The organism is Thauera chlorobenzoica, assembly GCF_001922305.1.
GTDB lineage: Bacteria > Pseudomonadota > Gammaproteobacteria > Burkholderiales > Rhodocyclaceae > Thauera > Thauera chlorobenzoica.
Genome location: NZ_CP018839.1, coordinates 2506073 through 2531825 on the forward strand (window position 1 = coordinate 2506073; position 25753 = coordinate 2531825).

Annotated in this window: 25 protein-coding genes; 17 read left to right on the forward strand and 8 right to left on the reverse strand. The window is 66.2% G+C overall.

Features of this window, described 5'->3' with window-relative positions; genetic code table 11:
- Positions 1-5: 5 nt before the first annotated feature.
- The 6 genes from Tchl_RS11575 to Tchl_RS11600 all read right to left on the reverse strand — a co-directional run bounded on the left by Tchl_RS11575 (position 6) and on the right by Tchl_RS11600 (position 6607).
- The gene (locus tag Tchl_RS11575; protein ID WP_075148555.1) at positions 6-806 is read right to left on the reverse strand and encodes a hypothetical protein; all 801 of its coding nucleotides are present in this window, start codon (positions 804-806) and stop codon (positions 6-8) included.
- Positions 787-2523 (reverse strand): GspE/PulE family protein, encoded by a 1737-nt coding sequence (locus tag Tchl_RS11580; protein ID WP_232311571.1) that lies wholly within the window; start codon positions 2521-2523, stop codon positions 787-789. Before Tchl_RS11580 ends, Tchl_RS11575 begins: the two co-directional genes overlap by 20 nt.
- Entirely contained in the window at positions 2520-3734 is a 1215-nt protein-coding gene (locus tag Tchl_RS11585) for a type II secretion system F family protein (RefSeq protein WP_075148556.1), read from the reverse strand. Before Tchl_RS11585 ends, Tchl_RS11580 begins: the two co-directional genes overlap by 4 nt.
- Before the next feature lie 25 nt (positions 3735-3759).
- Complete coding sequence (gene gspG / locus Tchl_RS11590) at positions 3760-4209, reverse strand: type II secretion system major pseudopilin GspG (protein ID WP_075148557.1); 450 nt, start codon at positions 4207-4209, stop codon at positions 3760-3762.
- Between the two features lie 268 nt (positions 4210-4477).
- Entirely contained in the window at positions 4478-5485 is a 1008-nt protein-coding gene (locus Tchl_RS11595; protein WP_075148558.1) for an HpcH/HpaI aldolase/citrate lyase family protein, read from the reverse strand.
- A 129-nt stretch (positions 5486-5614) separates the two neighbouring features.
- Positions 5615-6607: a malate dehydrogenase gene (locus Tchl_RS11600; protein WP_075148559.1), complete on the reverse strand. Its 993-nt coding sequence runs from the start codon at positions 6605-6607 to the stop codon at positions 5615-5617.
- A gap of 231 nt (positions 6608-6838) precedes the next feature.
- On the opposite strand from Tchl_RS11600, the gene Tchl_RS11605 reads away from it, so the two are divergent.
- From Tchl_RS11605 to moaE, 16 genes are all read left to right on the forward strand, one after another.
- A complete protein-coding gene (locus Tchl_RS11605) occupies positions 6839-7567 on the forward strand; it encodes a GntR family transcriptional regulator (RefSeq protein WP_075148560.1) in 729 nt (242 codons plus the stop codon).
- A 99-nt stretch (positions 7568-7666) separates the two neighbouring features.
- Complete coding sequence (gene sdhC, locus Tchl_RS11610) at positions 7667-8056, forward strand: succinate dehydrogenase, cytochrome b556 subunit (protein WP_075148561.1); 390 nt, start codon at positions 7667-7669, stop codon at positions 8054-8056.
- Positions 8050-8397: a succinate dehydrogenase, hydrophobic membrane anchor protein gene (gene sdhD / locus Tchl_RS11615; RefSeq protein WP_075148562.1), complete on the forward strand. Its 348-nt coding sequence runs from the start codon at positions 8050-8052 to the stop codon at positions 8395-8397. The genes sdhC and sdhD overlap by 7 nt, the downstream gene beginning before the upstream one ends.
- A gap of 2 nt (positions 8398-8399) precedes the next feature.
- Complete coding sequence (gene sdhA, locus Tchl_RS11620; protein ID WP_075148563.1) at positions 8400-10193, forward strand: succinate dehydrogenase flavoprotein subunit; 1794 nt, start codon at positions 8400-8402, stop codon at positions 10191-10193.
- 19 nt (positions 10194-10212) lie between these two features.
- The gene (locus Tchl_RS11625) at positions 10213-10923 is read left to right on the forward strand and encodes a succinate dehydrogenase iron-sulfur subunit (RefSeq protein WP_075148564.1); all 711 of its coding nucleotides are present in this window, start codon (positions 10213-10215) and stop codon (positions 10921-10923) included.
- Between the two features lie 14 nt (positions 10924-10937).
- Positions 10938-11174, forward strand: a complete 237-nt coding sequence (locus tag Tchl_RS11630) for a succinate dehydrogenase assembly factor 2 (RefSeq protein WP_075148565.1) — start codon at positions 10938-10940, stop codon at positions 11172-11174.
- A gap of 61 nt (positions 11175-11235) precedes the next feature.
- Positions 11236-12531, forward strand: coding sequence for a citrate synthase (gltA, locus tag Tchl_RS11635; RefSeq protein ID WP_075148566.1), 1296 nt, complete (start codon positions 11236-11238; stop codon positions 12529-12531).
- 164 nt (positions 12532-12695) lie between these two features.
- Positions 12696-15545: a 2-oxoglutarate dehydrogenase E1 component gene (locus tag Tchl_RS11640; protein ID WP_075148567.1), complete on the forward strand. Its 2850-nt coding sequence runs from the start codon at positions 12696-12698 to the stop codon at positions 15543-15545.
- A gap of 24 nt (positions 15546-15569) precedes the next feature.
- Positions 15570-16751, forward strand: coding sequence for a 2-oxoglutarate dehydrogenase complex dihydrolipoyllysine-residue succinyltransferase (gene odhB / locus Tchl_RS11645; RefSeq protein ID WP_075148568.1), 1182 nt, complete (start codon positions 15570-15572; stop codon positions 16749-16751).
- A 75-nt stretch (positions 16752-16826) separates the two neighbouring features.
- Positions 16827-18257, forward strand: a complete 1431-nt coding sequence (gene lpdA / locus Tchl_RS11650) for a dihydrolipoyl dehydrogenase (RefSeq protein WP_075148569.1) — start codon at positions 16827-16829, stop codon at positions 18255-18257.
- Between the two features lie 195 nt (positions 18258-18452).
- A complete protein-coding gene (gene zapE / locus Tchl_RS11655) occupies positions 18453-19565 on the forward strand; it encodes a cell division protein ZapE (protein WP_075148570.1) in 1113 nt (370 codons plus the stop codon).
- A gap of 112 nt (positions 19566-19677) precedes the next feature.
- Positions 19678-21636, forward strand: a complete 1959-nt coding sequence (locus tag Tchl_RS11660; protein ID WP_075148571.1) for an ATP-dependent DNA helicase — start codon at positions 19678-19680, stop codon at positions 21634-21636.
- Between the two features lie 57 nt (positions 21637-21693).
- Positions 21694-22188, forward strand: a complete 495-nt coding sequence (gene mobB / locus Tchl_RS11665; protein ID WP_075148572.1) for a molybdopterin-guanine dinucleotide biosynthesis protein B — start codon at positions 21694-21696, stop codon at positions 22186-22188.
- Positions 22185-23390 (forward strand): molybdopterin molybdotransferase MoeA, encoded by a 1206-nt coding sequence (locus tag Tchl_RS11670; protein ID WP_075148573.1) that lies wholly within the window; start codon positions 22185-22187, stop codon positions 23388-23390. Before mobB ends, Tchl_RS11670 begins: the two co-directional genes overlap by 4 nt.
- Before the next feature lie 42 nt (positions 23391-23432).
- Positions 23433-23693, forward strand: coding sequence for a molybdopterin converting factor subunit 1 (gene moaD, locus Tchl_RS11675; RefSeq protein ID WP_075148574.1), 261 nt, complete (start codon positions 23433-23435; stop codon positions 23691-23693).
- A 3-nt stretch (positions 23694-23696) separates the two neighbouring features.
- Positions 23697-24263, forward strand: coding sequence for a molybdopterin synthase catalytic subunit MoaE (moaE, locus tag Tchl_RS11680; protein WP_075148575.1), 567 nt, complete (start codon positions 23697-23699; stop codon positions 24261-24263).
- 158 nt (positions 24264-24421) lie between these two features.
- On the opposite strand, the gene Tchl_RS11685 is transcribed toward moaE, so the two are convergent.
- The gene (locus tag Tchl_RS11685) at positions 24422-24928 is read right to left on the reverse strand and encodes a phasin family protein (protein WP_075148576.1); all 507 of its coding nucleotides are present in this window, start codon (positions 24926-24928) and stop codon (positions 24422-24424) included.
- 279 nt (positions 24929-25207) lie between these two features.
- Here Tchl_RS11685 and Tchl_RS11690 point away from each other — a divergent pair, with 279 nt between their 5' ends.
- A complete protein-coding gene (locus Tchl_RS11690; protein ID WP_198158944.1) occupies positions 25208-25543 on the forward strand; it encodes a DUF2249 domain-containing protein in 336 nt (111 codons plus the stop codon).
- Here Tchl_RS11690 and Tchl_RS11695 read toward each other — a convergent pair.
- The gene (locus Tchl_RS11695; protein WP_075148578.1) at positions 25540-25749 is read right to left on the reverse strand and encodes a hypothetical protein; all 210 of its coding nucleotides are present in this window, start codon (positions 25747-25749) and stop codon (positions 25540-25542) included. The genes Tchl_RS11690 and Tchl_RS11695 overlap by 4 nt on opposite strands.
- Between the last annotated feature and the right edge of the window lie 4 nt (positions 25750-25753).

The window sequence follows — 25753 nt, forward strand, 5'->3', positions numbered from 1 at the left end:
GCTCCTCAGTACGTCGCGGTCCGGGCTGCGCCCAGCGGGTGCAGCGACCAGCCCGGCGCCGGTTCGGCGGCGACTTCGCACGCAATGGTCTGGTGCAGATAGACCCTGCCCGGCGCGCTGTCGGCTCCACCCAGCAACCTGCCGCGTTCGAGCACCGCCGGCAGCTCGGCCAGCCAGTCGTCGCCGACGCGCTGGCTGTAGAGGGCGTGGGGTGCGTCGGCATGGACCCGGACCAGGCAGAGGCGTCCGCTTTCCTGGTCGAGAAACCAGTAGTCGTCCTTGTCGGGCAGCGCCTCGCGGTGGGCGTTGAATGTTGCCATCAGCTGCGGCTGGATCGAGGCGAGGGGGATGGCCGCACTGCCGAACACCGCGCGCAGCGCCTCGAGCAAGGCGCTATCGATGGCGCTGGCAAGGCACGGTGCCGGCAGGGGGGCGGTGTTCCAGCGCAAACTCCAGCCGTCGGCGGCGCTGCCGTAGGCCTGGGCAAAGGCGTGGCGGACCATCGCCAGCTGCTCTTCGGCGGTGACCAGCTGCTCGTCCCAGGGAATGGTCAGGTAGTGGACGAAGTGATTGGACAGCACGACGGTGGCCCGGGCCCCGTCCCAGCTCCGGTCGGCCAGCGCTGTGCCCAGCGTGGCGAGCACCGGCGTCCATTGCGGATCGCCCGTCCCCGTGCCGTCGGCCGGACAGCTCAGGCTTGCCTCGGCCAGCTGTCGCCCGCCGCGCCAGCGCGGCTTCAGGCGGCGCAGGCGCAGCGCGTGCGGCGCCAGTTCGGCGAGCAGGTGGTCACGCCACGAAAGTGACACGGTTGATCTCCTGCAAGGTGGTTTCACCGCGGCGTACCAGTTCCAGCGCGGCTTCGCGCAGATAGCGCGTGCCGTCGCGGCGGGCGGCCTCCTTGACCCGCCGGATCGGTTCGCGGGCGACGATCATTTCGCGGATCTCGTCGGTCAGGTTGAGCATTTCGGCGATCGCCTTGCGCCCGCGGTAGCCCGTGCCGCGGCACTGGCTGCAGCCGTGCCCGGCGCGGAAGCGAAAATCCCGCTCCTGCCCCGGGGCGATGCCCGAGGCACGCAGCAAGGCCTCGTCCGGGCGCTCGTCGACGGCGCAGTGCATACAGCTCAGCCGCACCAGGCGCTGGGCGAGGATGCCGTTCAGGGCCGAGACGAAGGCGTAGGGGTCGACGCCCATGTGCATGAAGCGGCTGATGACGTCGAAGACGTTGTTGGCGTGGACGGTGGTAAACACCATGTGCCCGGTCAGCGCCGCCTGCACCGCGATCTGGGCGGTCTCGGGGTCGCGGATTTCGCCGACCAGGATCTTGTCGGGGTCGTGGCGCAGGATCGAGCGCAGGCCGCGGGCGAAGCTCAGCCCCTTCTTCTCGTTGACCTGGATCTGCAGCACGCCGGCGAGCTGGTATTCGACCGGGTCTTCGATGGTGATGAACTTGTCCTGGCCGCGGTTGATCTCGCACACCGCGGCATAGACGGTGGTGGTCTTGCCGCTGCCGGTCGGACCGGTGACCAGGACCATGCCGTAGGGTTCGCTGATGAGGCGGCGGAAGTTGGCGATCGCGCCGGGGTCGAAGCCGAGGTTGGCGAGCGACAGCCCCTGCACGTGGTCGACCAGCGCGCGCCGGTCGAGAATGCGCAGCACGGCATCCTCGCCGAAGATGCTGGGCATGATCGAGACGCGGAAATCGATCTCGCGCCCCTGCATCGTGACCTTGAAGCGGCCGTCCTGCGGTACGCGCCGTTCGGCGATGTCGAGTTCGGACATGACCTTGATGCGCGAGATCACGCGTTCGGCCAGCTCGACGCCGGGGGTGGTGCCGATCAGGCCGAGCACGCCGTCGATGCGGTACTTGATCACCAGGCCGTTGGCGTCGGTTTCGAGGTGGATGTCGCTGGCCGCGGTCTTGAGTCCGTCGTAGATGATCGAATGCACCAGCCGCACCACCGGGCTGGTGTCTTCGCTGATCATTTTCAGCGACAGGTCTTCGGCGGTGGTGCCGATCGCTCCCGCCTGCGCGCTGCCGGCGAGGACCGCGTCCATCGCCCGCAGCCCTTCTTCCTGCTGCGACAGGTAGGCGGCGAGTTCGCCATGGTGGACCAGCACCCATGCGAACGGGCACTCGATCGAGGCGTCGGCCCAGGCGAGCAGCTCGGTGTCGAACGGGTCGGCCAGGACCAGGCGCAGGCCGCCGGCTCCGTCCTCGAAGGCGAGGCACTCGCGGCGCATCGCCTGGGATAGCGGGAGCACATCGAAAGCCGGCGTCCAGTGCTGCATTTCGGCAAGGCTGGCGACCGGATAGCGGAACATCGCCCCCAGCGCGGCGACGAAGGCATCGGCTGCAAGCCCGGAGCGCTCTTCCAGCCGGCTCAGCCGCGAGCGACCGCGGGTGCCGCTTGCTGCCTGTAGCTCGCGGACGAGTTCGGCGGACAGGCCGGGAGGCGCCGGGGAGGGCGCCGCGGAGCGGCTATCGGCAGGAGAAGGCCGGATGGCCTGCGTGTCGTCGTTCAATTGATGCTCCCGGCCAGCTCGAAGATCGGCAGGTACATGAGGATCACGATGGCGCCGATCACGAGGCCGATGAAGGCCATCAGCAGCGGCTCGAACAGGCGGGTGAACCATTCCACCCAGCGCGCCATCTCGTCTTCGTAGAAGGTGGCGATGCGCTCCATCATCGCGCCCATGCGTCCGGTGTTTTCGCCGACGCGCAGCATGCGCACCGCCACTGAAGTGGTGAGTCCGTGCCGCTCCATCGCCTGCGAGGTCGATTCGCCCTCGCGGATGTCGCGCACAGCCAGGCGAAGCTGTTCGCGCAGGGTGGGCTGGAGCAGTCCGGAAACCATGTCGAGCGCGTTCACGATCGGAATGCCGCCGCTTTGCAACATGCCCAGGGTGCGGTAGAAGCGGGCCAACTGGTAAATGCGCATCCGTTCGCCGATCGCCGGCAGGCGCCACAGCCGGGTGCCGATCGATTGCCATACGCCGGGCCGGGTGGCGCCCCAGCCCAGGGCCGCGACCAGCCCCGCGGCGGTGGTGGCAACGATCGCCGCGTTGGCCTGCAGGAACTGGCCCCAGGCCAGCAGCAGGCTGGAAAAGAACGGCAGATCGTCGCCCAGCCCTTCGTATACGGCGGAAAAGCGCGGCACGACGTAGCCGAGCAGGAAAATCGTCACCAGCCCGCCGACGGCGATCAGCAACACCGGGTAGATCGAGGCGCTGACGATCTTCTTGCGCACCTGCTCCATTTGCGCCTGATAGGCGAGGTAGCGGCCGAGGGCCTTGTCCAGATCGCCGGTGCGCTCACTGGCGCGGACCGTCGCCACGTAGAGCGGGGGGAAGACCGCCGGCTGGCATTGCAGGGCTCCCGACAGCGTCTGGCCCTCGAAGAGGGCCTGGATGATGCGTTCGAGGATTTTCTGCGAATCCGGTCGCTGCTCCTTTTCGGCCAGCGTCTGCATGGCTTCGACCAGCGGCAGGCCGGCCTCGAGCAGGGCCAGCAGTTCGTGGGTGAACAGCAGCAGCTGAAAGCGCATTCCGCCGAGGGTGAACAGCCCGCGAAGCCCGCCGCTGTGCAGCAGGCTGGACAGGCGCGGATGAACGGTAAGGACCGTGTAGCCGAGGGCGCGCGCCTGCCCGGTGGCGTCGGCTTCGTTCGCTGCCTCCAGGTTCAGGGTTGCGATGCCGCCTGCGCCTTTCTGTATGGCCTTGATGTCGAAGCGCATCCCCCCTCCCGTCCGGGTGGCTGTCTTACCAGTTGGTCACGTCAGCGTTCTCGCCGCTCCCGCCGGGCTGCCCGTCCTTGCCGTAGCTGAATAGATCGAAGTCGCTGTATTCGCCAGGCTGCCGGTAGATATATGGATTTCCCCATGGATCGAGGGGAACCTCCTTGCGCAGGTAGGGGCCGCCCCACTTCGGTTCGTCCTGGGGTCTGGCATTGAGGGCTGCGAGCCCCTGCTCGCTGCTCGGGTAATGGCCGGTGTCGAGGCGATACTGATCGAGCGCCTGCTCCAGTGCGACGATCTGGGTCTGCGCTGCCTTCGTCTCGGATTTGCCGACCTGGGCGAAATAGCGCGGGGCGACATAGCCGGCGAGCAGGCCGAGAATGACCATCACCACCAGCAGTTCGAGCAGTGTGAACCCCCCATTTCCGGGGCGCGGGAAGCGCTGGGCAAGGATTCGATGGTGCCGGCTGCACATTTTGTCTTCCAGCCTTGCGGTCAAGATCGCATGTGAAATGAACGGCGGGAGGCAGGCTTTCGGGCTTGCAGGAAGACACCCGGTCCCTCTCCGGGCGATGGCTCCGGCATGGCCGCTGGCCATCGATCGAGCGCAGCCCACTACTCATTTAGTAGTTCAATATGCATCGGGCTGCAAACCCGATGTGCAAGCGGTGCGGGCCGTGGAAATGCGGATTTCATTGATGCGGGCGCCGGCCATGGTGTGGACGGTGGCCGGGGTGGCGTTTTCAGTGGGTCGGTGCGCCGCCGAAAAAGCGCTGCCGCAGCTCGGCGGGCAATTCGACGCCGGTGTGCCGGGCGCGCTGCAGCAGCTCCCAGTAGTAACGGTAGGATGCGCGGTCGTGCAACCGGCCGCCATGCTGGATCGGCCCCCAGGCCTGGTCCTGGGCGGCGCTGAGGATCTGCGCCGCAGCCTCCACCTCGGAAAAGTCCGGCTGCATGGCGGCGAGGATCGGCAGGATCTGGTTGGGATGGATGCTCCACATGCGCAGGTAGCCGAACTCGCGCCGGGCGCGTTCGGCATCGTGGCGGATCACGGCGACGTCGCGCAGCTCGGTGGTGACGTTGTGCGCGGGGACGACGCCGCTGCCGAGCGCGGCGGCGGAAATCTCCGCCTTGGCGCGCACGATCAGCGGATGCTCGAACTGGCCGGGGCTTTTCATCGCGCTGCCGGGGATCGCACCGTGGTGGGCGGAGACGAAATCCATCAGGCCGAAGTCGAGCGACTCGACGCCGTCGAGGGCGGCGATCTGCCACGCTTCGCGCAGCGCACCATGGGTTTCGATCAGGACATGCACGGGGAGTGCGCCGGGCAGCCCGTTTGCGGCTTCGGTGCGGCGCAGCGCGGCGATCTGTGTTGCGGCATCGGCCGCCGAGCGGACCTTGGGCAGGGTCACGAAGGCGAGGCGCCTGCCTGCGCCGCCGATCAGGATCTCGAGGTCGCGCTCCCAGTGCGGGTGGGTGATGTCGTGGATGCGGGCACCGACGCGGCCGAAGTGGTTGCCGGCGCCGCCGATGATTTCCGCCACCATCCGCGCATGCTCGGCCTCCGCCCCGGCGGGGGCGCCATCCTCGCAGTCGCAGGTGAGGTCGAACACCGGGCCGAGCTCCTGCTGCAGGGCCAGCGCCTTCATCATCAGCTTTTCCGTGCCGGCGTAGTGATCGACCGCGGGCAGCGAAGGAAAGGGTTTCTCGCCGGCGAACAGGACGTCTTGCGGATGGAGAGCGGAGGTCATGGCAGCTGCGAGGCTCCGGTGGCAGAAGGGCGCCCAAGCATAGCAGCGGCGCGGTCGACGAAAAAGGCGCGCGGCCCGAGCCGTGCGCCCTGATGAAACCGGCCGGCGGGGTGCCGGCCCGCGCCGGGATCAGCCCAGCAGATCCTTCACGCCTTCGCGCTCTTCGAGCAGTTCGTTGAGCGTGTGGGTCATGCGCTCGCGCGAGAAAGCGTCGATTTCGAGGCCCTGGACGATCTTGTACTCGCCGTTCTCGGTGGTGACCGGGAAGCCGTAGATGATGCCTTCGGGAATGCCGTAGGAGCCGTCCGAGGGGATGCCCATGGTGACCCACTCGCCGTTCGTGCCCAGCACCCAGTCGTGGATGTGGTCGATCGCGGCGTTGGCGGCCGAAGCGGCCGAGGACAGGCCGCGGGCTTCGATGATCGCGGCGCCGCGCTTGCCGACGGTGGGCAGGAACACGTCGCGGTTCCAGGCCTCGTCGTTGATCAGGCCCTTGACGTTGTCGCCGTTGGAGGTCACGAAACGATAGTCGGCGTACATGGTGGGCGAGTGGTTGCCCCACACCACCAGGCTCTTCAGGCTCGAGACGTCACGGCCGGACTTGGCGGCGAGCTGCGACAGCGCGCGGTTGTGGTCCAGGCGCAGCATGCCGGTGAAGTTCTTGGCGGGGACGCGGCCATACTTCTGCGCGACTTCCTTGGCGATGTAGGCATTGGTGTTGCACGGGTTGCCCACCACCAGCACCTTGCAGTCGGGGTCGGCGTACTGGCCGATCGCCGCGCCCTGCACGGTGAAGATCTTGGCGTTTTCGGTGAGCAGGTCCTTGCGTTCCATGCCGGGGCCGCGCGGACGGGCGCCGACCAGCAGCGCCACCTTGGCGTCCTTGAAGGCGACGTTGGGGTCGTCGGTGGCGATCATGCCGGCGAGCAGCGGGAAGGCGCAGTCTTCCAGCTCCATCATGACGCCCTTGACCGCCTTCTGGGCCTGGGGCAGATCGAGCAGTTGCAGGATGACGGGCTGGTCCTTGCCCAGCATTTCGCCGCTGGCGATACGGAACAGCAGGCTGTAGCCGATCTGGCCGGCGGCACCGGTGACGGCAACGCGGACGGGGGCTTTGCTCATGTGGATACTCCCTCAAAAGAAGACGGTCGGTGTGATCGAGAAATCCTGCCCCGGTCGTGCAGCGCGGCTGCAGACGCTGCCGTCTCCGGAGGCGGTGTCGCAAGGAGGCGAGCAGCTGAGGCGCGAGGATACTAATGGGAACGCGGAAGCCTGTCAAACAACGTTTTATATCTTATATAAGATAGAAGACAGGGCATAGACGACTTAAAAATTTTATGCTCAAATGCGCGCATGACACAGGAAGCCCCCACCTTTAGCCCGTTGTACCGCCAGATCAAGGCCTTGATCCTGCAGGCGCTCGAAGCGGGCGAATGGCGCCCCGGGCAGGCCATTCCGAGCGAACAGGAACTCGCTTCGCGTTTCAGTGTATCGCAGGGCACGGTGCGCAAGGCGATCGACGAGATGGCGGCGGAAAATCTTCTCGTGCGCAAGCAGGGCAAGGGAACCTTTGTCGCTTCGCACAACGATCCGCGCGCGCTGTTCCGCTTTCTGCGCCTGGCGCCGATCGATGGTGACCTTTCTCCGCCGCAGAGCGTGCCGCTCGACTGCTGGCGGGCAAAGGCCGGGCAGGAGGCTTCGCGCATGCTCGGTATCGAGCTGGGGGCGCCGATCATCATCGTCCGTCGCTTGCTCAAGTTCACTACCAAGCCGGTGGTGATCGACGAACTCTATCTGCCGGGCGAAATCTTTCAGGGGCTGACGGCTGAAACCCTGAAAGGCTGGAACGGGTCGCTGTACAGCCTGTTCGAGACCCGTTTCGGCTTGCGCATGATCCGCGCACAGGAGCGCATCCGCGCGGTGGCGGCCGATCGTGGCGCGAGCGAGGCGCTCAAGGTCGCCGAGGGTACGCCGCTGCTGTCGGTCGAGCGGGTGACCTACACCTACGGTGACAAGCCGGTGGAGTGGCGCCGGGGTCTGTATTCGACCGCCGACCATTTTTATCTGAACGAACTGAATTGAGGGTGGCAGTTGTGGGCTGGCGCTGTTGACGGGCGCTATAATTTTGCGTTTTTTCGGAGTCCGCGACGGCGGTCGTCGCACATGTAGAGGGGAGTCTTCATGTCAGAAGTGACAGTGCGCAAACCGAGGCCGAAGCATCTGGCCTTGAATCAGATCCGGCTGCCATTGCCGGGTATCGTTTCGATCCTGCACCGGATCAGTGGCGCGGGGCTGTTCCTGCTGCTGCCTTTCCTGTTGTTCCTGCTCGATCGCAGCCTCGGCTCGGCCGAGTCCTTCGAGACGTTCAGCGCCGTGGTCGGCAATCCGCTGGCCAAGCTGCTGCTGCTCGGCCTGCTGTGGGCCTATCTGCATCATTTCTGTGCCGGCATCCGCTTCCTGCTGCTCGATCTGCATATCGGCGGCGATCTGCAGCCCGCGCGCAATTCTTCGCGCATCGTTCTGATCGTGAGCATCGCGCTCACCGTCGTCATCGGGGTGAAACTATGGTGAAACGTATCGTCGTCGGCGCGCACTACGGTTTGAAAGACTGGATCGCACAGCGCGCCACCGCCGTGTTCATGGCGCTGTACACGATCCTGTTCGCGATCTGTGCGCTGGGGCTGTCCGAGTTCAGCTACGAGGCCTGGTCCGAGCTGTTTTCTCGTGGCGTGTTCAAGTTCCTCAGCTTCCTGTTCTTCCTGTCCCTGTTCTATCACGCCTGGGTCGGCGTGCGTGACATCTGGATGGATTACATCAAGCCCGATGGTGTGCGCCTGGCGCTGCATCTGGTCACCCTCTTCCTGCTCGTCGGCTATGCCGGCTGGGCGGTTCAGATTCTTTGGAGGCTGTAAGCGTGAACGTCGCGAAGCGTACCTTTGATGCAGTCATCGTCGGCGCCGGCGGCGCCGGCCTGCGTGCGGCCCTGCAACTGTCCGAGGCCGGCCTGAAGACCGCTGTGCTGACCAAGGTGTTCCCGACCCGTTCGCACACCGTTGCGGCGCAGGGCGGGGTGGCAGCCTCGCTGGGCAACTCCACCGAAGACAACTGGCACTGGCACATGTACGACACCGTCAAGGGGTCGGACTGGCTCGGCGACCAGGACGCCATCGAGTTCATGTGCAAGAAGGCCAACGAAGTGGTCATCGAGCTCGAACACTACGGCATGCCCTTCGACCGCACCGACAACGGCAAGATCTACCAGCGTCCGTTCGGCGGCCATTCGATGAACTATGGCCAGGCCCCGGTGATGCGCTCGTGCGCCGCCGCCGACCGTACCGGCCACGCCATGCTGCACGCGCTGTATCAGCGCAACGTGCGCGCCAACACCCAGTTCTTCGTCGAATGGATGGCGCTCGACCTGATCCGCAACAGCGAAGGCGACGTGCTCGGCGTCACCGCGATGGAAATGGAAACCGGCGAGGTCAGCATCTTCCACGCCAAGGCCACCATCTTCGCCACCGGCGGTTCGGGGCGTATCTACTACAGCTCCACCAACGCCTTCATCAACACCGGCGACGGCGTGGGCATGGCGGCGCGTGCCGGGATCCCGCTCGAAGACATGGAATTCTGGCAGTTCCATCCGACCGGCGTGGCCGGCGCCGGCGTGCTGATCACCGAAGGGGTGCGCGGCGAAGGCGGCATCCTGCGCAACGCCTCGGGCGAGCGCTTCATGGAGCGCTATGCGCCCAACCTCAAGGACCTCGCCTCGCGCGATGTCGTCTCGCGTTCGATGGTGACCGAGATCAACGAAGGCCGCGGCTGCGGGCCGGACAAGGACCACGTCCTGCTCGACATCACCCACCTGTCCCCGGAAACGATCATGAAGCGGCTGCCCGGCATCCGCGAGATCTCGATCCAGTTCGCCGGTGTCGACCCGATCAAGGCGCCGATCCCGGTGGTGCCGACCTGTCATTACCAGATGGGCGGCATTCCGACCAACTACAAGGGCCAGGTGGTGGTGCCCAAGGACGGCAACCCGAATGCCCCGGTGGCCGGCTTCTATGCCGCCGGCGAGTGCGCCTGCGCTTCGGTGCACGGCGCCAATCGCCTGGGCACCAACTCGCTGCTCGACCTGCTGGTGTTCGGCAAGTCCGCCGGCGAAACGGTGGTCGAAGACTTCAAGTCCGGCCAGCTCACGCTCAAGCCGCTGCCGGCCGATGCCGCCGACGCTTCGCTCGCCCGCATCGCCCGCCTCGAAGGGCAGAAGAACGGTGAAAGCGTGTTCGACGTCGGTCTCGAGATGCGCCGCACCATGCAGAAGCATGCCGGCGTGTTCCGCTTCGACAATCTGCTCAAGGAAGGCGTGCAGAAGATCGCCGAAGTGGCCGAGCGTGCCAAGCACACCGAAATCGTCGACAAGTCCAAGGTCTGGAACACCGCCCGCACCGAGGCGCTCGAGCTCGACAACCTGATCGAGGTCGCCCGTGCGACGATGGTCTCCGCCGAGGCCCGGAAGGAGTCGCGCGGCGCCCACGTCCGCGATGACGCGCCCGATACGGCGGAAAACCCGAACGGTCGCGATGACCAGAACTGGCTCAAGCACACCCTGTGGTATTCCGAAGGCAACCGCCTCGACTACAAGCCGGTGAACCTGAAGCCGCTGTCCGACGACGTCGAGCCGATCGCGCTCGCCAAGCGCACCTACTGAGCGCACGGGAGAAATACTGATGAGCAAGCGTACCGTCCATTTCAAGATCTATCGCTACGATCCGGACAAGGACGACAAACCTTATATGCAGGACATCTCGGTCGAGCTCGAGGCTTCCGACAAGAAGCTGCTCGACGCCCTGGTGCGCCTGAAGTCCAAGGACGATTCGATGTCCTTCCGCCGTTCCTGCCGCGAAGGCGTGTGCGGTTCGGACGCGATGAACATCAACGGCAAGAACGGCCTGGCCTGCCTGACCGACATCGACAGCCTGCCGCAGCCGATCACGCTGCGCCCGCTGCCCGGCCTGCCGGTGATCCGCGACCTGATCGTGGACATGACCCAGTTCTTCAAGCAGTACCACTCGATCAAGCCCTACCTGGTGAACGACGATCCGGCGCCCGAGCGCGAGCGCCTGCAGTCGCCGGAAGAGCGCGAGGAGCTCAACGGCCTCTACGAGTGCATCCTGTGCGCGTGCTGCTCGACCTCGTGCCCGTCGTTCTGGTGGAACCCGGACAAGTTCGTCGGCCCCGCCGGCCTGCTCAACGCCTACCGTTTCCTCGCCGACACCCGCGACCAGGACACCAATGCCCGCCTCGACAACCTCGAGGATCCGTACCGTCTGTTCCGTTGCCATTCGATCATGAACTGTGTCGATGTGTGCCCGAAGGGTCTGAATCCGACCCGCGCCATCGGCAAGATCAAGGACATGATGGTCCGGCGCGCGGTATAAGGCGGGGGCATCAGATGAGTATCAATCGGGGGCGCGTGCGCTGGCAGTGTCGTCGGGCTCTGCTCGAGCTCGACCTGGTGTTCGCGCGCTTTCTCGAACGGCATTTCGATCGTCTGAGCGACGATCAACTGGCGGACCTCGACGACCTGCTGCGCTGCGACGACTACGACATCTGGGCGATGGTCAATGGCAGCAAGGCATGCGAGGAGGAGCGCTGGCGGGAGATGCTTGGCCTGCTGAGCGAGCGCTGACGCGCGCAGGCTGCATCCAGACATCAAAAGTAGTTAAACCGGCAAGTAGAAGGGACGATCCATGAGCACTGAACGCACGGCAACCCTCACCGTCGATGGCAAGACCGTCGAATTCCCGGTCATGACCGGCACCCATGGCAACGATGTCATCGACATCCGCACGCTGGGCGCCAAGACCGGTCTGTTTACCTATGATTCCGGCTTCCTGTCGACGGCGAGCTGCAAGTCGCAGATCACTTTCATCGACGGCGACAAGGGCGAACTGCTGTACCGCGGCTACCCGATCGAGCAGCTTGCCGGCAAATGCGACTTCCTCGAAGTCGCCTATCTGCTGAAGAATGGCGAACTGCCCAATACCACGCAGAAGGCCGAGTTCGAAGGCATCATCAAGAACCACACGATGCTGCACGACCAGATCACGAAGTTCTATTCGGGCTTCCGTCGCGACGCGCACCCGATGGCGGTGATGGTCGGCGTGGTGGGTGCCCTGTCGGCGTTCTACCACGACGCGATGGACTTCTCCGACGCCGAGCACCGCAACATCTCGATCAATCGCCTGATCGCGAAGCTGCCGACGATCGTCGCCATGGCCTACAAGTACAACATGGGCCAGCCCTTCATGTACCCGAGGAACGACCTCGGTTACACCGCCAACTTCATGCACATGATGTTCGGTTCGCCGTGCGAGAAGTACGAGCCGAACCCGGTGCTGGTGCGCGCGCTCGACGTCATCTTCACCCTGCATGCCGACCACGAGCAGAACGCCTCGACCTCGACCGTCCGCCTGGCCGGCTCGTCGGGTGCCAACCCCTTCGCCTGCATCTCGGCCGGCATCGCCTGCCTGTGGGGTCCGGCGCACGGTGGTGCGAACGAGGCCTGCCTCAACATGCTCGAGGAAATCGGCGACGTCTCCCGCGTCGGCGAGTACATCAAGCGCGCCAAGGACAAGAACGACAGCTTCAAGCTGATGGGCTTTGGCCACCGCGTGTACAAGAACTTCGACCCGCGCGCCAAGCTGATGGGCCAGGTCTGCAATGATGTGCTGACCGAACTGGGCCTGGAAGACGACCGCCTGTTCAAGCTCGCCAAGGAACTCGAGAAGATCGCGCTGGAGGACGAGTACTTCGTCGAGAAGAAGCTCTACCCGAACGTCGACTTCTACTCGGGCATCGTGCAGAAGGCGCTGGGCATCCCGACCTCCATGTTCACCTGCATCTTCGCGCTCGCGCGCACGGTGGGCTGGATCACCCAGTGGGAAGAGATGATTACCGATCCCGAGTACAAGATCGGTCGTCCGCGCCAGCTCTACATCGGCGCAGCACGCCGTGACGTACCGTCGATCGATCAGCGTTCGTAAGAAACGATGAGCAGGGGAGGGAGGCTTTGCCAGTCCTGACCGGAGCGGGGTGGTTGCTCATGCGCAGCCATCCCGTTTTTCCATTGAGCAGGGCGGCAAGGCAGCAGTGCAATGATCCCCGTCACCCGTACAGGGCAATTAGAACACCATAGGTGTCACACATCATGATGAAGCAACTCGAGCAGACTTCGCACTTGTTCGGTGCCAATGCGCCGTTCATCGAAGAGCAGTACGAAAACTACCTCGCCGACCCCGCTTCGGTTTCCGAAGAGTGGCGCACCTACTTCGACCGGCTGCAGAGCCAGGCCGGAGCAGGCGCGCGCGACGTCGCCCACGGGCCGATCATCGCCGCCTTCGAGCAGATGGCCCGGCGCGGCCCGGTGCGCACCGTGGTCGCCGAAGGCGAGGACAAGCAGCAGGTTTCCGTGCTGCAGCTGATCAACGCCTACCGTTTCCTCGGCACCCGCTGGGCGCAGCTCGACCCGCTCAAGCGCACCGAACGCCCGCAGATCGCCGAGCTCGAGCCGTCGTATTACGGCTTCACCGAGGCCGACCTGTCGAAGAGCTTCAACGTCGGCTCCTTCCACGGCTTCTCGACCGAGCACGCCAGCCTGCGCGAGATCCTCGAGGCCCTGCGCCAGACCTACTGCGGCTCGATCGGTTCGGAGTACATGTACATCTCCGACATCGCCCAGAAGCGCTGGATCCAGAGCCGTCTCGAGAGCGTGCGCGCGACGCCGAAGTTCTCGCTCGAGATGAAGCAGCGCATCCTCGAGCGCACCACCGCGGCCGAGACCCTCGAGCGCTACCTGCACACCAAGTACGTCGGCCAGAAGCGCTTCTCGCTCGAAGGCGGCGAGTCGACCATCGTCGCGATGGACGAGATCATCCGCGTCGCCGGCAGCCTCGGCGTCGCCGAGACCGTGATCGGGATGGCCCACCGCGGCCGCCTCAACGTGCTCGTCAATACCTTGGGCAAGTCGCCGTCGATGCTGTTCTCCGAGTTCGAGGGCAAGGCCGCAGCCGACCTCAGCGCCGGCGACGTCAAGTACCACATGGGGTTCTCCAGCGACGTCATGACCCCGGGCGGGCCGATGCACCTGACCCTGGCGTTCAACCCGTCGCACCTCGAGATCATCAACCCGGTGGTCGAAGGCTCGGTGTACGCGCGCCAGCTGCGCCGCGGCGACGCCGACAAGCGCCAGGTGCTGCCGGTGCTGATCCACGGCGATTCCGCCGTTGCCGGCCAGGGCGTGAACCAGGAGATGCTGAACTTCTCCCAGACCCGCGGCTACGGCACCGGTGGCACCGTGCACATCGTGGTCAACAACCAGATCGGGTTCACCACTTCCGATCCGCGCGACTACCGCTCCTCGCTGTACTGCACCGACATCTTCAAGATGGTCGAGGCGCCGATCTTCCACGTCAATGGCGACGACCCGGAGGCGGTGGCCTTCATCACCGCGCTCGCCACCGAGTTCCGCCAGGAGTTCAAGAAGGACGTGGTGATCGACATCATCTGTTTCCGCAAGCTCGGCCACAACGAGCAGGACGAGCCGATGGTGACCCAGCCGCTGATGTACCGCAGCATCCAGAAGCATCCGGGCACCCGCAAGCACTACGCCGATCGTCTCGTGGCCGAAGGTTCGCTGCAGGCGGACGAGCCGGCGAAGATGATCGCCGAATACCGCGAGCACCTCGACAAGGGCGAACTGCTCTACAACCCGGTGCTGTCCGGGCACAACCGCCAGTTCGCCGTCGACTGGTCGTCCCACCTCAAGCAGCCCTACACCGATGCCGCCGAGACCGCGATCCCGGTGCAGGAAGTCAAGCGCCTGGCCGAGCGCCTGACCACCCTGCCCGAGGGCTTCTCGCTCCATTCGCGGGTCAGGAAGATCGTCGACGACCGCGCCGCGATGGGCCGCGGGGACGTTCCGCTGGACTGGGGCATGGGCGAGAACCTCGCCTATGCCAGCCTGGTCGCCCAGGGCTATGGCGTGCGCATCTCCGGCGAGGACGTCGGCCGCGGCACCTTCTTCCATCGCCACGCCGTGCTCCACGACCAGAAGCGCGAACGCTGGGACGAGGGCATCTACAAGCCGCTGGAGCACATCCAGGACGGCCAGGCGCGATTCCAGTGCTACGACTCGGTGCTCTCGGAAGAAGGCGTGCTCGCCTTCGAATACGGCTACGCCACGACCGAGCCCAACGAACTGGTGGTGTGGGAAGCGCAGTTCGGTGACTTCGTCAATGGCGCCCAGGTGGTGCTCGACCAGTTCATCTGCTCGGGCGAGGCCAAGTGGGGCCGCCTGTGCGGGCTGACGCTGATGCTGCCGCATGGCTATGAAGGCCAGGGCCCGGAGCACTCCTCCGCCCGCCTCGAGCGTTACATGAACAATGCCGCGGAGAACAACTGGCAGATCTGCGTGCCGACCACGCCGGCGCAGATCTTCCACCTGCTGCGCCGGCAGATGGTCCGCAAGGTGCGCAAGCCGTTGATCATCATCACGCCGAAGTCGCTGCTGCGCCACAAGGAAGCGATTTCATCGATCGACGAGCTCGCCAACGGCCGTTTCCAGACCGTGATCCCGGAAGTCGAAGCGCTCGACCCGAAGAAGGTCAAGCGCGTCGTGCTGTGCCAGGGCAAGCTCTATTACGAGCTGCTCGCCCATCGCCGCGAGCACAACATCAAGGACACCGCGCTGGTCCGCATCGAGCAGCTCTATCCCTTCCCGGCGAAGGCGTTCGCGGCGGCGATCGAGCAGTTCCCGAACGCCAGGGAAATCGTGTGGTGCCAGGAAGAGCCCCGCAACCAGGGCGCCTGGTACTGGCTTGCCTCGCGCCAGCACCTGGTCAATGTGCTCGGCACCAAGCGCCGCCTGCTGCTTGTCAGCCGCCCGGCCGCAGCTTCGCCGGCGGTCGGCTACTACGCCAAGCACAACCAGCAGCAAAAAGCCGTGCTCGAGAACGCTTTCGGTCCGATCCAGGACACGACGCCGCAGTCCCCCAACTAAGAAGACATTCCGGGAGAGAAAACCATGCTGATCGAAGTCAAAGTACCGCAGCTGTCCGAATCCGTGTCCGAAGCCACGCTGGTTTCCTGGCACAAGAAGGAAGGCGATGCCGTCTCGCGTGACGAGAACCTGATCGACATCGAGACCGACAAGGTCGTGCTCGAGACGCCGGCACCGGCCGATGGCGTGCTGGTGAAGATCATCAAGCAGGATGGCGACACCGTGAGTTCGGGCGAGCTGATTGCCCAGATCGACACCGAAGCCAGGGCCGCCGCCGGCGCTGCCGCCCCGGTCCAGGCGGTGACACCGCCGCCGGCCGCGCCCGCCGCCGGTGGCGCTGCCGCCGCCAGCCCGGCGGCGCGCAAGATCCTCGACGAGAAGGGCATCGCTGCCGCCGACGTCACCGGTACCGGCCGTGGCGGGCGCGTCACCAAGGAAGACGCCGTCGCCGCCCAGCCCAGGACCGCAGCCGCCGCCGCTCCGGCGGTGGCGATCGCTGCCGGCGAGCGCCCGGAAGAGCGCGTGCCAATGACCCGCCTGCGCGCGCGCATCGCCGAGCGCCTGCTGCAGTCGAAGAACGAGAACGCCATCCTGACCACCTTCAACGAGGTGAACATGGCCCCGGTGATGGCGCTGCGCAAGCAGTACGGCGACAAGTTCGAGAAGGCCCACGGCGTGCGCCTGGGCTTCATGGGCTTCTTCGTCAAGGCCGCGGTGGCCGCGCTGAAGAAGTTCCCCATTCTCAACGCCTCGGTCGATGGCAACGACATCGTCTACCACGGCTACATCGACATCGGCATCGCCGTCGGCTCGCCGCGCGGCCTGGTGGTGCCGATCCTGCGCGACGCCGATCAGATGTCGATCGCCGACATCGAGAAGAAGATCGCCGAGTTCGGCGAGAAGGCCAAGGCCGGCAAGCTGTCGCTGGAGGAACTGTCCGGCGGCACCTTCTCGATCTCCAATGGCGGCGTGTTCGGCTCGATGCTGTCGACGCCGATCATCAACCCGCCGCAGTCGGCGATCCTCGGCATCCACGCCACCAAGGACCGGCCGGTGGTCGAGAACGGCCAGATCGTCATCCGCCCGATCAACTACCTGGCGATGTCCTACGACCACCGCATCATCGACGGGCGCGAGGCGGTGCTCGGCCTGGTGACGATGAAGGAAGCGCTGGAAGATCCGGCCCGCCTGATCCTCGACGTCTGACCGTGATGCCGCGCGGATGTGCCGCGGACTTCGGCCCGCGGCACATCCGCGTTGTCCCTTTTTCCGGAGTGAACAATGGCTGACAAGCAATTCGACGTACTCGTCATCGGCGGCGGCCCCGGCGGTTACGTCGCTGCAATCCGTGCCGCGCAGCTCGGCTTCAAGACCGCGTGCGCGGAATCCAACCCCTATGCCGACCCCAAAGGCGAGCCGCGCCTGGGCGGCACCTGCCTCAACGTGGGTTGCATCCCTTCCAAAGCGCTGCTGCACACTTCGCACCTGTTCGAGGAAGCCGAGCATTCCTTCGAAGGCCAGGGCATCAAGCTCGGTGGCAAGGTCGGCATCGACGTGCCGACGATGATCGCGCGCAAGGACAAGGTCGTCGATCAGCTGACCCAGGGCATCAAGGGCCTGTTCAAGAAGAACAAGGTCGCCTTCCTCGCCGGCCACGGCAGCTTCGAGAGCGCCGGCCCCGGCGGCTACACCGTCCGCGTCGGCAACGAAACGGTCGAGGCCCGCCACGTCATCGTCGCCACCGGTTCCCGCCCGCGCCATCTGCCCGGCATCGCGGTCGACAACAAGACCGTCTGCGACAACGTCGGTGCGCTCGATTTCGATGCGGTGCCGAAGCGGTTGGGGGTGATCGGTGCCGGCGTGATCGGGCTCGAGATGGGCTCGGTGTGGCGCCGCCTCGGCGCGGAGGTGACGGTCCTCGAAGCGCTGCCCGAATTCATGCCTTTCGCCGATGTGGACGTCGCCAAGGAAGCGCTCAAGGTGTTCACCAAGCAGGGCCTGAACATCCAGACCGGCGTCAAGATCGGTGAGGCCAAGGTCGGCAAGAAGGGCGTCTCCCTCGCCTACACCGACAAGGACGGCAACCCGGCCACCTTCGAATGCGACCGCCTGATCGTCTCGGTCGGGCGCGTGCCCAATACCGACGGCCTGAACGCCGCCGCGGTCGGGCTCGGGGTCAACGAGCGCGGCCAGATCGCCGTCGATGGCCACTGCCGGACCAACTTGCCCAACGTCTATGCGGTCGGCGACGTCGTGCGCGGGCCGATGCTGGCGCACAAGGCGATGGAAGAGGGGGTGATGGTCGCCGAGCTGATCGCCGGCCAGGCCGGGCACTGCAACCTCGAGCTGGTGCCGGGGGTGATCTACACTGCGCCGGAAATCGCCTGGGTCGGCAAGAGCGAGCAGCAGCTCAAGGCTGAAGGCGTCGCCTACCGCGTCGGCAAGATCCCGTTCATGGCCAACGGCCGTGCGCTGGGCACGGGCGATCCGACCGGCTTCGTCAAGATGCTGGCCGATGCCAGCACCGACCGCATCCTCGGCGTGCACATCATCGGCGCCAACGCCTCGGAGCTGATCTCCGAAGCGGTGGTAGCGATGGAATTCGCCGGCTGCGCGGAAGACCTGGCGCGCATCTGCCATGCCCACCCGACCTTGTCGGAAGTGGTGCACGAGGCCGCGCTCGCCTGCGACAAGCGCCCGCTGCATTTCTGAGCGTGGCGTGAAGTGAAAGGGGGTGAGTGCGAGGGCCTCCTCGCCGCTCGCCCCCTTTTTTGCTTCCGCCGCCGTGACGGCTTGCCGAATTCTGTTTCTCTGACGTAGCCGGCATCGGGCGCACTTCGCGGCCGGCCGCATTGCGCCGCGCGTGCGCACCGAAGTGCCAACCCAGGTATTCAAGAACTGTCCACCATGCCCCACCGTATTCTCAACGTGGCCGAGCACGGCATGCTCGATGCCTACGAGGCCGAGCTCCAGACCCGCGGCTACACCGCTGACCCGGCGCAACGGGCAGCCGCGACCCGGCTGCAGAAGCTGTATACCGAGCTCGTCGGCTTCAAGGCGGCGCGCCGCGGCACGCTGCGCAAGATGTTCGCCCGCCCGGCGCTGCCGCGCAGCGTGTATTTCTGGGGCGGCGTCGGCCGCGGCAAGAGCTTCCTGATGGACTGCTTCTACGATGCGGTGCCGTACCAGCGCAAGCGCCGGGTGCATTTCCATGCCTTCATGCAGGAAGTGCAGAACGACCTGCGCCAGCACAACCACGAGCCCGACCCGTTGCAGAAGGTGGCCGATCGCATTGCCGCCGCCACCCGGCTGCTGTGCTTCGACGAGTTCCACGTTTCCGACATCGCCGATGCGATGATCCTCGGTCGGCTGCTCGAAGCCTTGTTCGCCCGCGGGGTGATCTTCGTCATGACGTCCAATTACCCGCCGGACGGTCTCTACCCCAACGGCCTGATGCGGGTGAACTTTCTGCCGACGATCGAGTTCATCAAGCAGCGCTTCGACGTGTTCGAGGTCGATCACGGCACCGATTACCGCCTGCGCACCCTGGAAGCGCTGGAAATCTACCTCGTGCCTCACGATGCCGCGGCCGAACGCAAGCTGGAGGACGACTTCCTGCGCCTGGCCGGCAGCGCTGGCGAGGGCGGTGCGATCGTCGTGCTCGAGCGCCAACTGCCGGTGCTGCGCCAGGCGCCGGGCGTGATCTGGTTCGACTTCGACACCCTGTGCAAGGGCGCGCGATCGCAGAACGACTACCTCGAAATCGCCCGCGAACACCACACCTTGATCCTCTCCAGGGTGCCGAAGATGCTCGCCGGCAACGCCTCGGAAGCGCGCCGCTTCACCTGGCTGATCGACGTCCTCTACGACCACCGCGTCAAGCTGATCATGAGCGCCGACGCTCCGGCCTACGAGTTGTACACCGAAGGCCACAACGCCCACGAGTTCGTCCGCACCGTCAGCCGCCTGATCGAGATGCGCACGCGCGACTACCTTGCCGAGCCGCACCGGACCGAATGAGGCCGGCCACAATCTCCCCTTTGGATGCCTATGGAATAATTTGCGGCGTCCCCGGAGGGCGTTCGCCGGCGTAGAATCCCCGTTTTCCCCGTTGTCTTCGCGGCCCGCTCCGATGTCCGACCCTTCCTCGATCTTCGCCCCCGACGGCCCCCTCGCCGCGGCCATCCCCGGCTTTCGCGCCCGGCCGCAGCAGATCGAGATGGCGCGGAAGATCGCCGAGGCCCTGCGCGACAACCGCGTCCTCGTCGCCGAGGCCGGCACCGGCACCGGCAAGACCTTCGCCTATCTGGTGCCGGCGCTGCTCGCCGGCGGCAAGGTGATCCTCTCCACCGGCACCAAGACCTTGCAGGACCAGCTCTACAACCGCGACCTGCCGACCGTGCGTGCGGCGCTGAAAGTGCCGGTGTCGATCGCGCTGCTCAAGGGCAGGGCGAACTACGTCTGCTCCTACCACCTTGAGCGCAACGCCCGCGACGGCCGCTTCCTCAGTGCCCAGGACGCCGCCGATCTGCGCGCCATCGGCCGCTTCGCCCAGATCACCCAGTCCGGCGACAAGGCCGAATGCAGCGACGTGCGCGAGGACTCCGCGGCCTGGATCGCCGCCACCTCCACGCGCGACAACTGCCTCGGCCAGGACTGCCCGCAGGTCAAGGACTGCTTCGTGCTGCAGGCACGGCGCAACGCGATGGAGGCCGACGTGGTGGTGGTCAATCATCACCTGTTCTTCGCCGACGTGATGCTGCGCGACGAAGGCATGGGTGAGCTGCTGCCGGCATGCAACGCGGTGATCTTCGACGAGGCCCACCAGCTGCCCGAAACCGCCAGCCTGTTCTTCGGCGACAGCACCTCCACCGCCCAGGTGCTGGAGCTGGCGCGCGACACCCGCTCGGAGACGGTGGCCGCGGCGCGCGACTGCGTGGCGATGATCGACGAGTCGCGCACGCTGGAGAAGGCCGCGCGCGACCTGCGCCTGGTGTTCGGCAGCGAGCCGGTGCGGCTGGCGGCGGCGCAGGCGGCGGAAAAGGACGGCTTCGCCGCCCAGCTCGAGGCGCTGGAGCGGGCGCTGGCGGCGTTCCATGCCGTGCTCGAGACCCAGGCCGAACGTTCCGAGGGCCTGGCCAACTGCCTGCGGCGCAGCGCCGAGCTGGGCGAGCGTCTGGCGCGCTGGCGCGATCCGGCGGAAAAGGCGCTGATCCGCTGGGTCGAAGTGTTCTCCCAGTCGCTCGCCCTCAACGCCACCCCGCTGCACGTCTCGGAAGTGTTCAAGCGCCAGCTCGAAGGCCATCCCCGGGCCTGGATCTTCACTTCGGCGACGCTCGCCGTGGGCAAGGAGTTCGGCCACTACTGCCGCGAGCTCGGTCTTGCCTGGCTGGAGCCGCCGCCGCTGACGATGGTCTGGGGCAGCCCCTTCGACTACGCCGAGCAGGCGCTGCTGTACGCGCCTGGCGGCATGCCGGACCCGAACTCTCCCGACTACACCGAGCACGTCGCCCGGATCGCGCTGCCCCTGATCCGTGCCGCCCGCGGCCGGGCCTTCGTGCTGTGCACCTCGCTGCGCGCGATGCGCCGCATCCACGAGTTGATCCTCGCCGGTCTGCAGGCCGGCGGTGACGCGCTGCCGGTGCTGCTGCAGGGCGAAGGCTCGCGCACCGAGCTGCTCGAGCGCTTCCGCCGCCTCGGCAATGCCGTGCTGGTGGCGAGCCAGAGCTTCTGGGAAGGGGTGGACGTGCCGGGCGATGCGCTGTCGCTGGTGGTCATCGACAAGCTGCCGTTCGCTCCGCCCGACGACCCGGTGCTGGCGGCGCGGGTCGAGCACATGCAGAAGCAAGGGCTGAGCCCGTTCATCCATCATCAGCTGCCGCGCACCGTGATCAGCATGAAGCAGGGCGCCGGACGCCTGATCCGCAGCGAGCGCGACCGCGGCGTGCTGTGCATCTGCGATCCGCGGATGATCGACAAGTCCTACGGCAAGGTGGTTTGGCGCAGCCTGCCGCCGATGCGGCGGACCCGCGTCGAAGCCGAGGCGGTGGCCTTTCTCGAGGCACTGCCGGCGCCGAAGCAGGGCGGCTGAGCGCGCTCTGTTGTATCCTCTCGGATCGCTCAACCCGATCCTGCGTGCGGCATTTCGATGAAAGTCTTTGGTTTCGCCGGCTGGTCCGGCTCCGGCAAGACCACGCTGGTGGAAAAGCTGATTCCCGAATTCACCGCCCGCGGCCTGCGCGTGTCGGTGATCAAGCATGCCCACCATGGCTTCGACCTCGACAAGCCGGGCAAGGACTCCTGGCGCCATCGCGCCGCCGGTGCCACCCAGGTGCTGATGCTGTCCAGCGACCGCTGGGTGCTGATGCATGAGCTGCGCGGCGACCCGGAGCCGACCCTCGACGAGCAGCTGCGCCTGCTCGAACCCTGCGACCTGGTCCTGATCGAAGGTTACAAGGCCGCCGCCGTGCCCAAGATCGAGATCCACCGCCCTGAGCACGGCAAGCCGCCGCTGTGGCCGGAAAACCCGCACGTGGTGGCGGTCGCCACCAATGCCGGCATCGACTGCCCGCTGCCGTGCCTGGCGCTGGACGATGCGGCCGCGGTGGCCGATTTCATCCTTGATCATCTGAAAAACCAATGAACGGCAACATGCTCTCCTTCGATGACGCCCGCAGCCGGCTGCTCGGTTTCGTTCGCCCGGTGCGCGAGATCGAAACGGTCGACACCTTGTTCGCTGCCGGCCGGGTGCTGGCGGTGACCCAGCGCTCCGCGATCAACCAGCCGCCGATGGACAATTCGGGCATGGACGGCTACGCCCTGCGCGCTGCCGACGTCCCCGCCGCCGGCACCCGGCTGGCGGTGAGCCAGCGCATTCCGGCCGGCAGCGTCGGCCATGAGCTGGCGCCGGGCACCGCCGCGCGCATCTTCACCGGCGCGCCGCTGCCGCCGGGGGCGGATACGGTGGTGATGCAGGAGCTGTGCGAGCACGATGGCGAGCACGTCGTGATCAACGCCGTGCCCCGCCTGGGCGAGGCGGTGCGCCGCATGGGCGAGGACATCGCCGCCGGTGACGAGCTGCTGCCCGCGGGCCTGCGCCTGAGCCCGCAGGCGGTGGCACTGGCCGCTTCGGTAGGGCTGGCGCAGCTGCCGGTGTATCGGCGGGTGAAGGTAGCGATGTTCTCTACCGGCTCCGAGCTGGTGATGCCGGGCGAGCCGCTGCCGCCGGGCGGCATCTACAACTCGAACCGTTTCATGCTGCGTGGCCTGCTTGCCGCGCTCGGCTGCGAGGTCGAAGACTTCGGCATCGTCCCCGACCGCCTCGACGCCACGCGCGACGTGTTGCGCCGGGCGGCCGAGGGCCACGACCTGATCCTCACCAGCGGCGGAGTCTCGGTCGGCGAGGAAGACCACGTCAAGCCCGCGGTCGAGGCCGAGGGCAGCCTCGACATGTGGAAGATCGCGATGAAGCCGGGCAAGCCGCTCGCCTATGGTCGCGTGCATGGGGCGGCCTTCATCGGCCTGCCGGGCAACCCGGTGTCGAGCTTCGTCACCTTCGTGATGCTGGTGCGCCCGTTCCTGCTCGCCACCCAGGGGGTGGGCGAGACCGACCTGGTGGCACTGACGCTGCACGCCGATTTCGACTGGCCGAAGCCGGATCGCCGGCGCGAATTCCTGCGTGCGCGGATCAATGCCCGGGGTGCGGTGGAAATCTTCGCCAATCAGGGCTCGGCGGCGCTCAACTCCACCGTGTGGGCGACCGGGCTGGTCGATATCCCGGCCGGCAGCGTGATCACGCGCGGCGAGCCGGTGCGCTTCCTGCCCTATGGCGAGTTGCTGCACTGAAACCGATCAAGGCGGGCCGATGCCTGCCACCGAGAGACAAACATGACGACGAACGTGAAGATCCTGTATTTCGCCAGCCTGCGCGAAGCCGTCGGGCAGTCGGGCGAGGAGTTCGCCCTACCAGAAGGCGTGGGCTCGGTCGGTGCGCTGCGCGCCCACCTCGCCGCCCGCGGCGAGGCCTGGCAGGCCCTGGCGGCGGGACGCAATGTGCGCGCGGCGGTCAACCAGCGCATGGTGGGGGCCGATGCGCCGCTGGCGGCAGGCGACGAGGTGGCGTTTTTCCCGCCGGTAACCGGGGGCTGAAGCATGGACGTGGGCAATGAAGTGAGCGTTCAGGAAGCCGATTTCGATGTCGGCGCCGAGATCGAACGCCTCGGCGCGGCCCGCCGCGACATCGGTGCGGTGGCGAGCTTCGTCGGCCTGGTGCGTGACGCCAACGACGGCAGCGGTGTATCGGCGATGACGCTGGAGCACTATCCGGGGATGACCGAGCGCGCGCTCGAGGACATCGTCAGCGCCGCACGCCAGCGCTGGTCGCTGCTCGGGGTGCGCGTGATCCATCGCTACGGCCACCTCGAGCCGGCCGACCGTATCGTCTTCGTCGGTGTGGCGAGTGCCCACCGGGGGGACGCCTTCGCCGCCTGCGAATTCATCATGGACTACCTGAAAACGCGGGCGCCGTTCTGGAAGCGGGAGGAAACGCCCGCCGGGGGGCGCTGGGTCGATGCCCGTGACAGCGACGATTCGGCCGCCGCGCGCTGGGAAGGCATCGTCGATGCCGGCACGGTTGGCGCGCTGCCTGTGGGCGACGGCGACGAGGCCGACAAGATGCGGATCGAGGATGTCTGGGACGAAATCGAGCAGCGCCGCTGAGTCGCGCTCAGGCGTGTCGGCTCGAGCGCAGGGCGGACCGGGCACGCCTGCGATGCTGCCCGGATCGAGCCGTTGGGGGGCCGAACCGAGCGGCGCCTGACGGCGCCGTCCGGTGTGCCCTGCCTCGTGCAGGGCGGCGCTCCTGGCGTGTGCGGCCCTTACTTGCGGCCTTTGCTCCCTTGCGCCGCACCGCTGCGGAACGCTTCGGTCGATGCCCGGGTGATCTGCTCGAACGCGGCGCGGGTGGTGTCCATCGCATTCTGGAGCGCGCTCAGCGCATTCTGGTCGGCAATCGGCATGCCCTTGAACATCTTCTGCATCGCCTCGAACATGTCCTGGGAGCCGGTGCTCAGCTGCTCGCCCACCAGCTTGCCGAATTCACTCTGCGTGCGGGCGGTGATTTCGGCGATTTCCCGCGCGCAGGAAAGCATCTTTTCGGTGGTGCTTTGCGCGTAGTGGGCGCGCAGGTCCATGATGCCTTTCGGGTCGTTGGCGGACGACAGCGCCTTCGCGTTCTCGACCCCTTCCTCAAACAGGCTTTTCGCCATCGTCACCTGGATTTCCATGATGCGCTGGGAGTTTTCGATCGACAGTTGCGCCAGACGCATTGCGGTTTCGAGATTTTTTCGCTGAAGTTCGTTGAACTGCTCTTGCTTGCTGGCCATGAATTGTTCTCCACTCGCGCACAAAGGGGTCGCCCGAAGATTGCAGGAGGAACATCCTTGATGTGTCCGCGAACCCGGCTGGGCGCATTCGGCCTGGCTGCATTTCCCCTGCTCCTCGATGACAACAATATCACAGGCGTTCGGTGCGGGCGGTCGGGCCGCTCCCGGGTTTCTTGTTTTTCCTCAAGGCGTCTTTGGCCGCGCCTGGATTAGCATTCCCCTCGCTGCGAGTCCGGCCGCATGTCAAGTCCGGTTCCCTACCCGATGGAAGAATTCGCCATGTCCCAGAACGATGTCCACCCCTTTGATGCGCGCGGCGTTGCCAAGCGTTTCCGCCATGCGGCCATTTTCGGCGCGCTCGAGTCGCTCGATGACGGCGAAGTGATGCGTTTCGTCAACGACCACGACCCGCTGCCGCTGCTCGGCCAGATCCAGCAGCGCTATGGCAACCAGGTCGGGATCAGCTATGTTGCGCGCGAGCCGGGCAACATCGTCATCGACTTCACCATCCAGCTCGGCGCCCCGGCGACGGCAGGGGCGCCCGCCGCGGCCGCCGCGGCCGGAAGCTGCAGTGGCGGCACGAGCGGCCAGGGCTGCGGCTGCTCGGGCGGCTAAGCCTTCCCGTAGTTGCGGAACACTGCGCGCGCGTCGGCCTGCGCGCGCTCCAGCGTGCATATCGACGGATCATCGTCGTGCGCGCTGAAAAAGTCGTCCGCCTGGGCGGCCATCACCAGCTTGATGGCCGCCTTTTCGCTTTGCTCGTAGCGCTCGTAGATCAGCGTGGTGACTTCGTCCAGATATTGCTCGTAGGTCATGGGCATCGAC

Excerpts from the sequence above, each read along its gene's own strand:
- Tchl_RS11585 (WP_075148556.1), bottom strand. The coding sequence starts at position 3,734 with ATGCGCTTCGACATCAAGGCCATACAGAAAGGCGCAGGCGGCATCGCA.
- gspG (WP_075148557.1), bottom strand. The coding sequence starts at position 4,209 with ATGTGCAGCCGGCACCATCGAATCCTTGCCCAGCGCTTCCCGCGCCCC.
- Tchl_RS11595 (WP_075148558.1), bottom strand. The coding sequence starts at position 5,485 with ATGACCTCCGCTCTCCATCCGCAAGACGTCCTGTTCGCCGGCGAGAAA.
- Tchl_RS11600 (WP_075148559.1), bottom strand. The coding sequence starts at position 6,607 with ATGAGCAAAGCCCCCGTCCGCGTTGCCGTCACCGGTGCCGCCGGCCAG.
- Tchl_RS11605 (WP_075148560.1), top strand. The coding sequence starts at position 6,839 with ATGACACAGGAAGCCCCCACCTTTAGCCCGTTGTACCGCCAGATCAAG.
- sdhC (WP_075148561.1), top strand. The coding sequence starts at position 7,667 with ATGTCAGAAGTGACAGTGCGCAAACCGAGGCCGAAGCATCTGGCCTTG.
- sdhD (WP_075148562.1), top strand. The coding sequence starts at position 8,050 with ATGGTGAAACGTATCGTCGTCGGCGCGCACTACGGTTTGAAAGACTGG.
- Tchl_RS11625 (WP_075148564.1), top strand. The coding sequence starts at position 10,213 with ATGAGCAAGCGTACCGTCCATTTCAAGATCTATCGCTACGATCCGGAC.
- Tchl_RS11630 (WP_075148565.1), top strand. The coding sequence starts at position 10,938 with ATGAGTATCAATCGGGGGCGCGTGCGCTGGCAGTGTCGTCGGGCTCTG.
- gltA (WP_075148566.1), top strand. The coding sequence starts at position 11,236 with ATGAGCACTGAACGCACGGCAACCCTCACCGTCGATGGCAAGACCGTC.
- Tchl_RS11640 (WP_075148567.1), top strand. The coding sequence starts at position 12,696 with ATGATGAAGCAACTCGAGCAGACTTCGCACTTGTTCGGTGCCAATGCG.
- odhB (WP_075148568.1), top strand. The coding sequence starts at position 15,570 with ATGCTGATCGAAGTCAAAGTACCGCAGCTGTCCGAATCCGTGTCCGAA.
- lpdA (WP_075148569.1), top strand. The coding sequence starts at position 16,827 with ATGGCTGACAAGCAATTCGACGTACTCGTCATCGGCGGCGGCCCCGGC.
- zapE (WP_075148570.1), top strand. The coding sequence starts at position 18,453 with ATGCCCCACCGTATTCTCAACGTGGCCGAGCACGGCATGCTCGATGCC.
- Tchl_RS11660 (WP_075148571.1), top strand. The coding sequence starts at position 19,678 with ATGTCCGACCCTTCCTCGATCTTCGCCCCCGACGGCCCCCTCGCCGCG.
- mobB (WP_075148572.1), top strand. The coding sequence starts at position 21,694 with ATGAAAGTCTTTGGTTTCGCCGGCTGGTCCGGCTCCGGCAAGACCACG.
- Tchl_RS11670 (WP_075148573.1), top strand. The coding sequence starts at position 22,185 with ATGAACGGCAACATGCTCTCCTTCGATGACGCCCGCAGCCGGCTGCTC.
- moaD (WP_075148574.1), top strand. The coding sequence starts at position 23,433 with ATGACGACGAACGTGAAGATCCTGTATTTCGCCAGCCTGCGCGAAGCC.
- moaE (WP_075148575.1), top strand. The coding sequence starts at position 23,697 with ATGGACGTGGGCAATGAAGTGAGCGTTCAGGAAGCCGATTTCGATGTC.
- Tchl_RS11685 (WP_075148576.1), bottom strand. The coding sequence starts at position 24,928 with ATGGCCAGCAAGCAAGAGCAGTTCAACGAACTTCAGCGAAAAAATCTC.
- Tchl_RS11690 (WP_198158944.1), top strand. The coding sequence starts at position 25,208 with ATGTCCCAGAACGATGTCCACCCCTTTGATGCGCGCGGCGTTGCCAAG.
- Tchl_RS11695 (WP_075148578.1), bottom strand. The coding sequence starts at position 25,749 with ATGCCCATGACCTACGAGCAATATCTGGACGAAGTCACCACGCTGATC.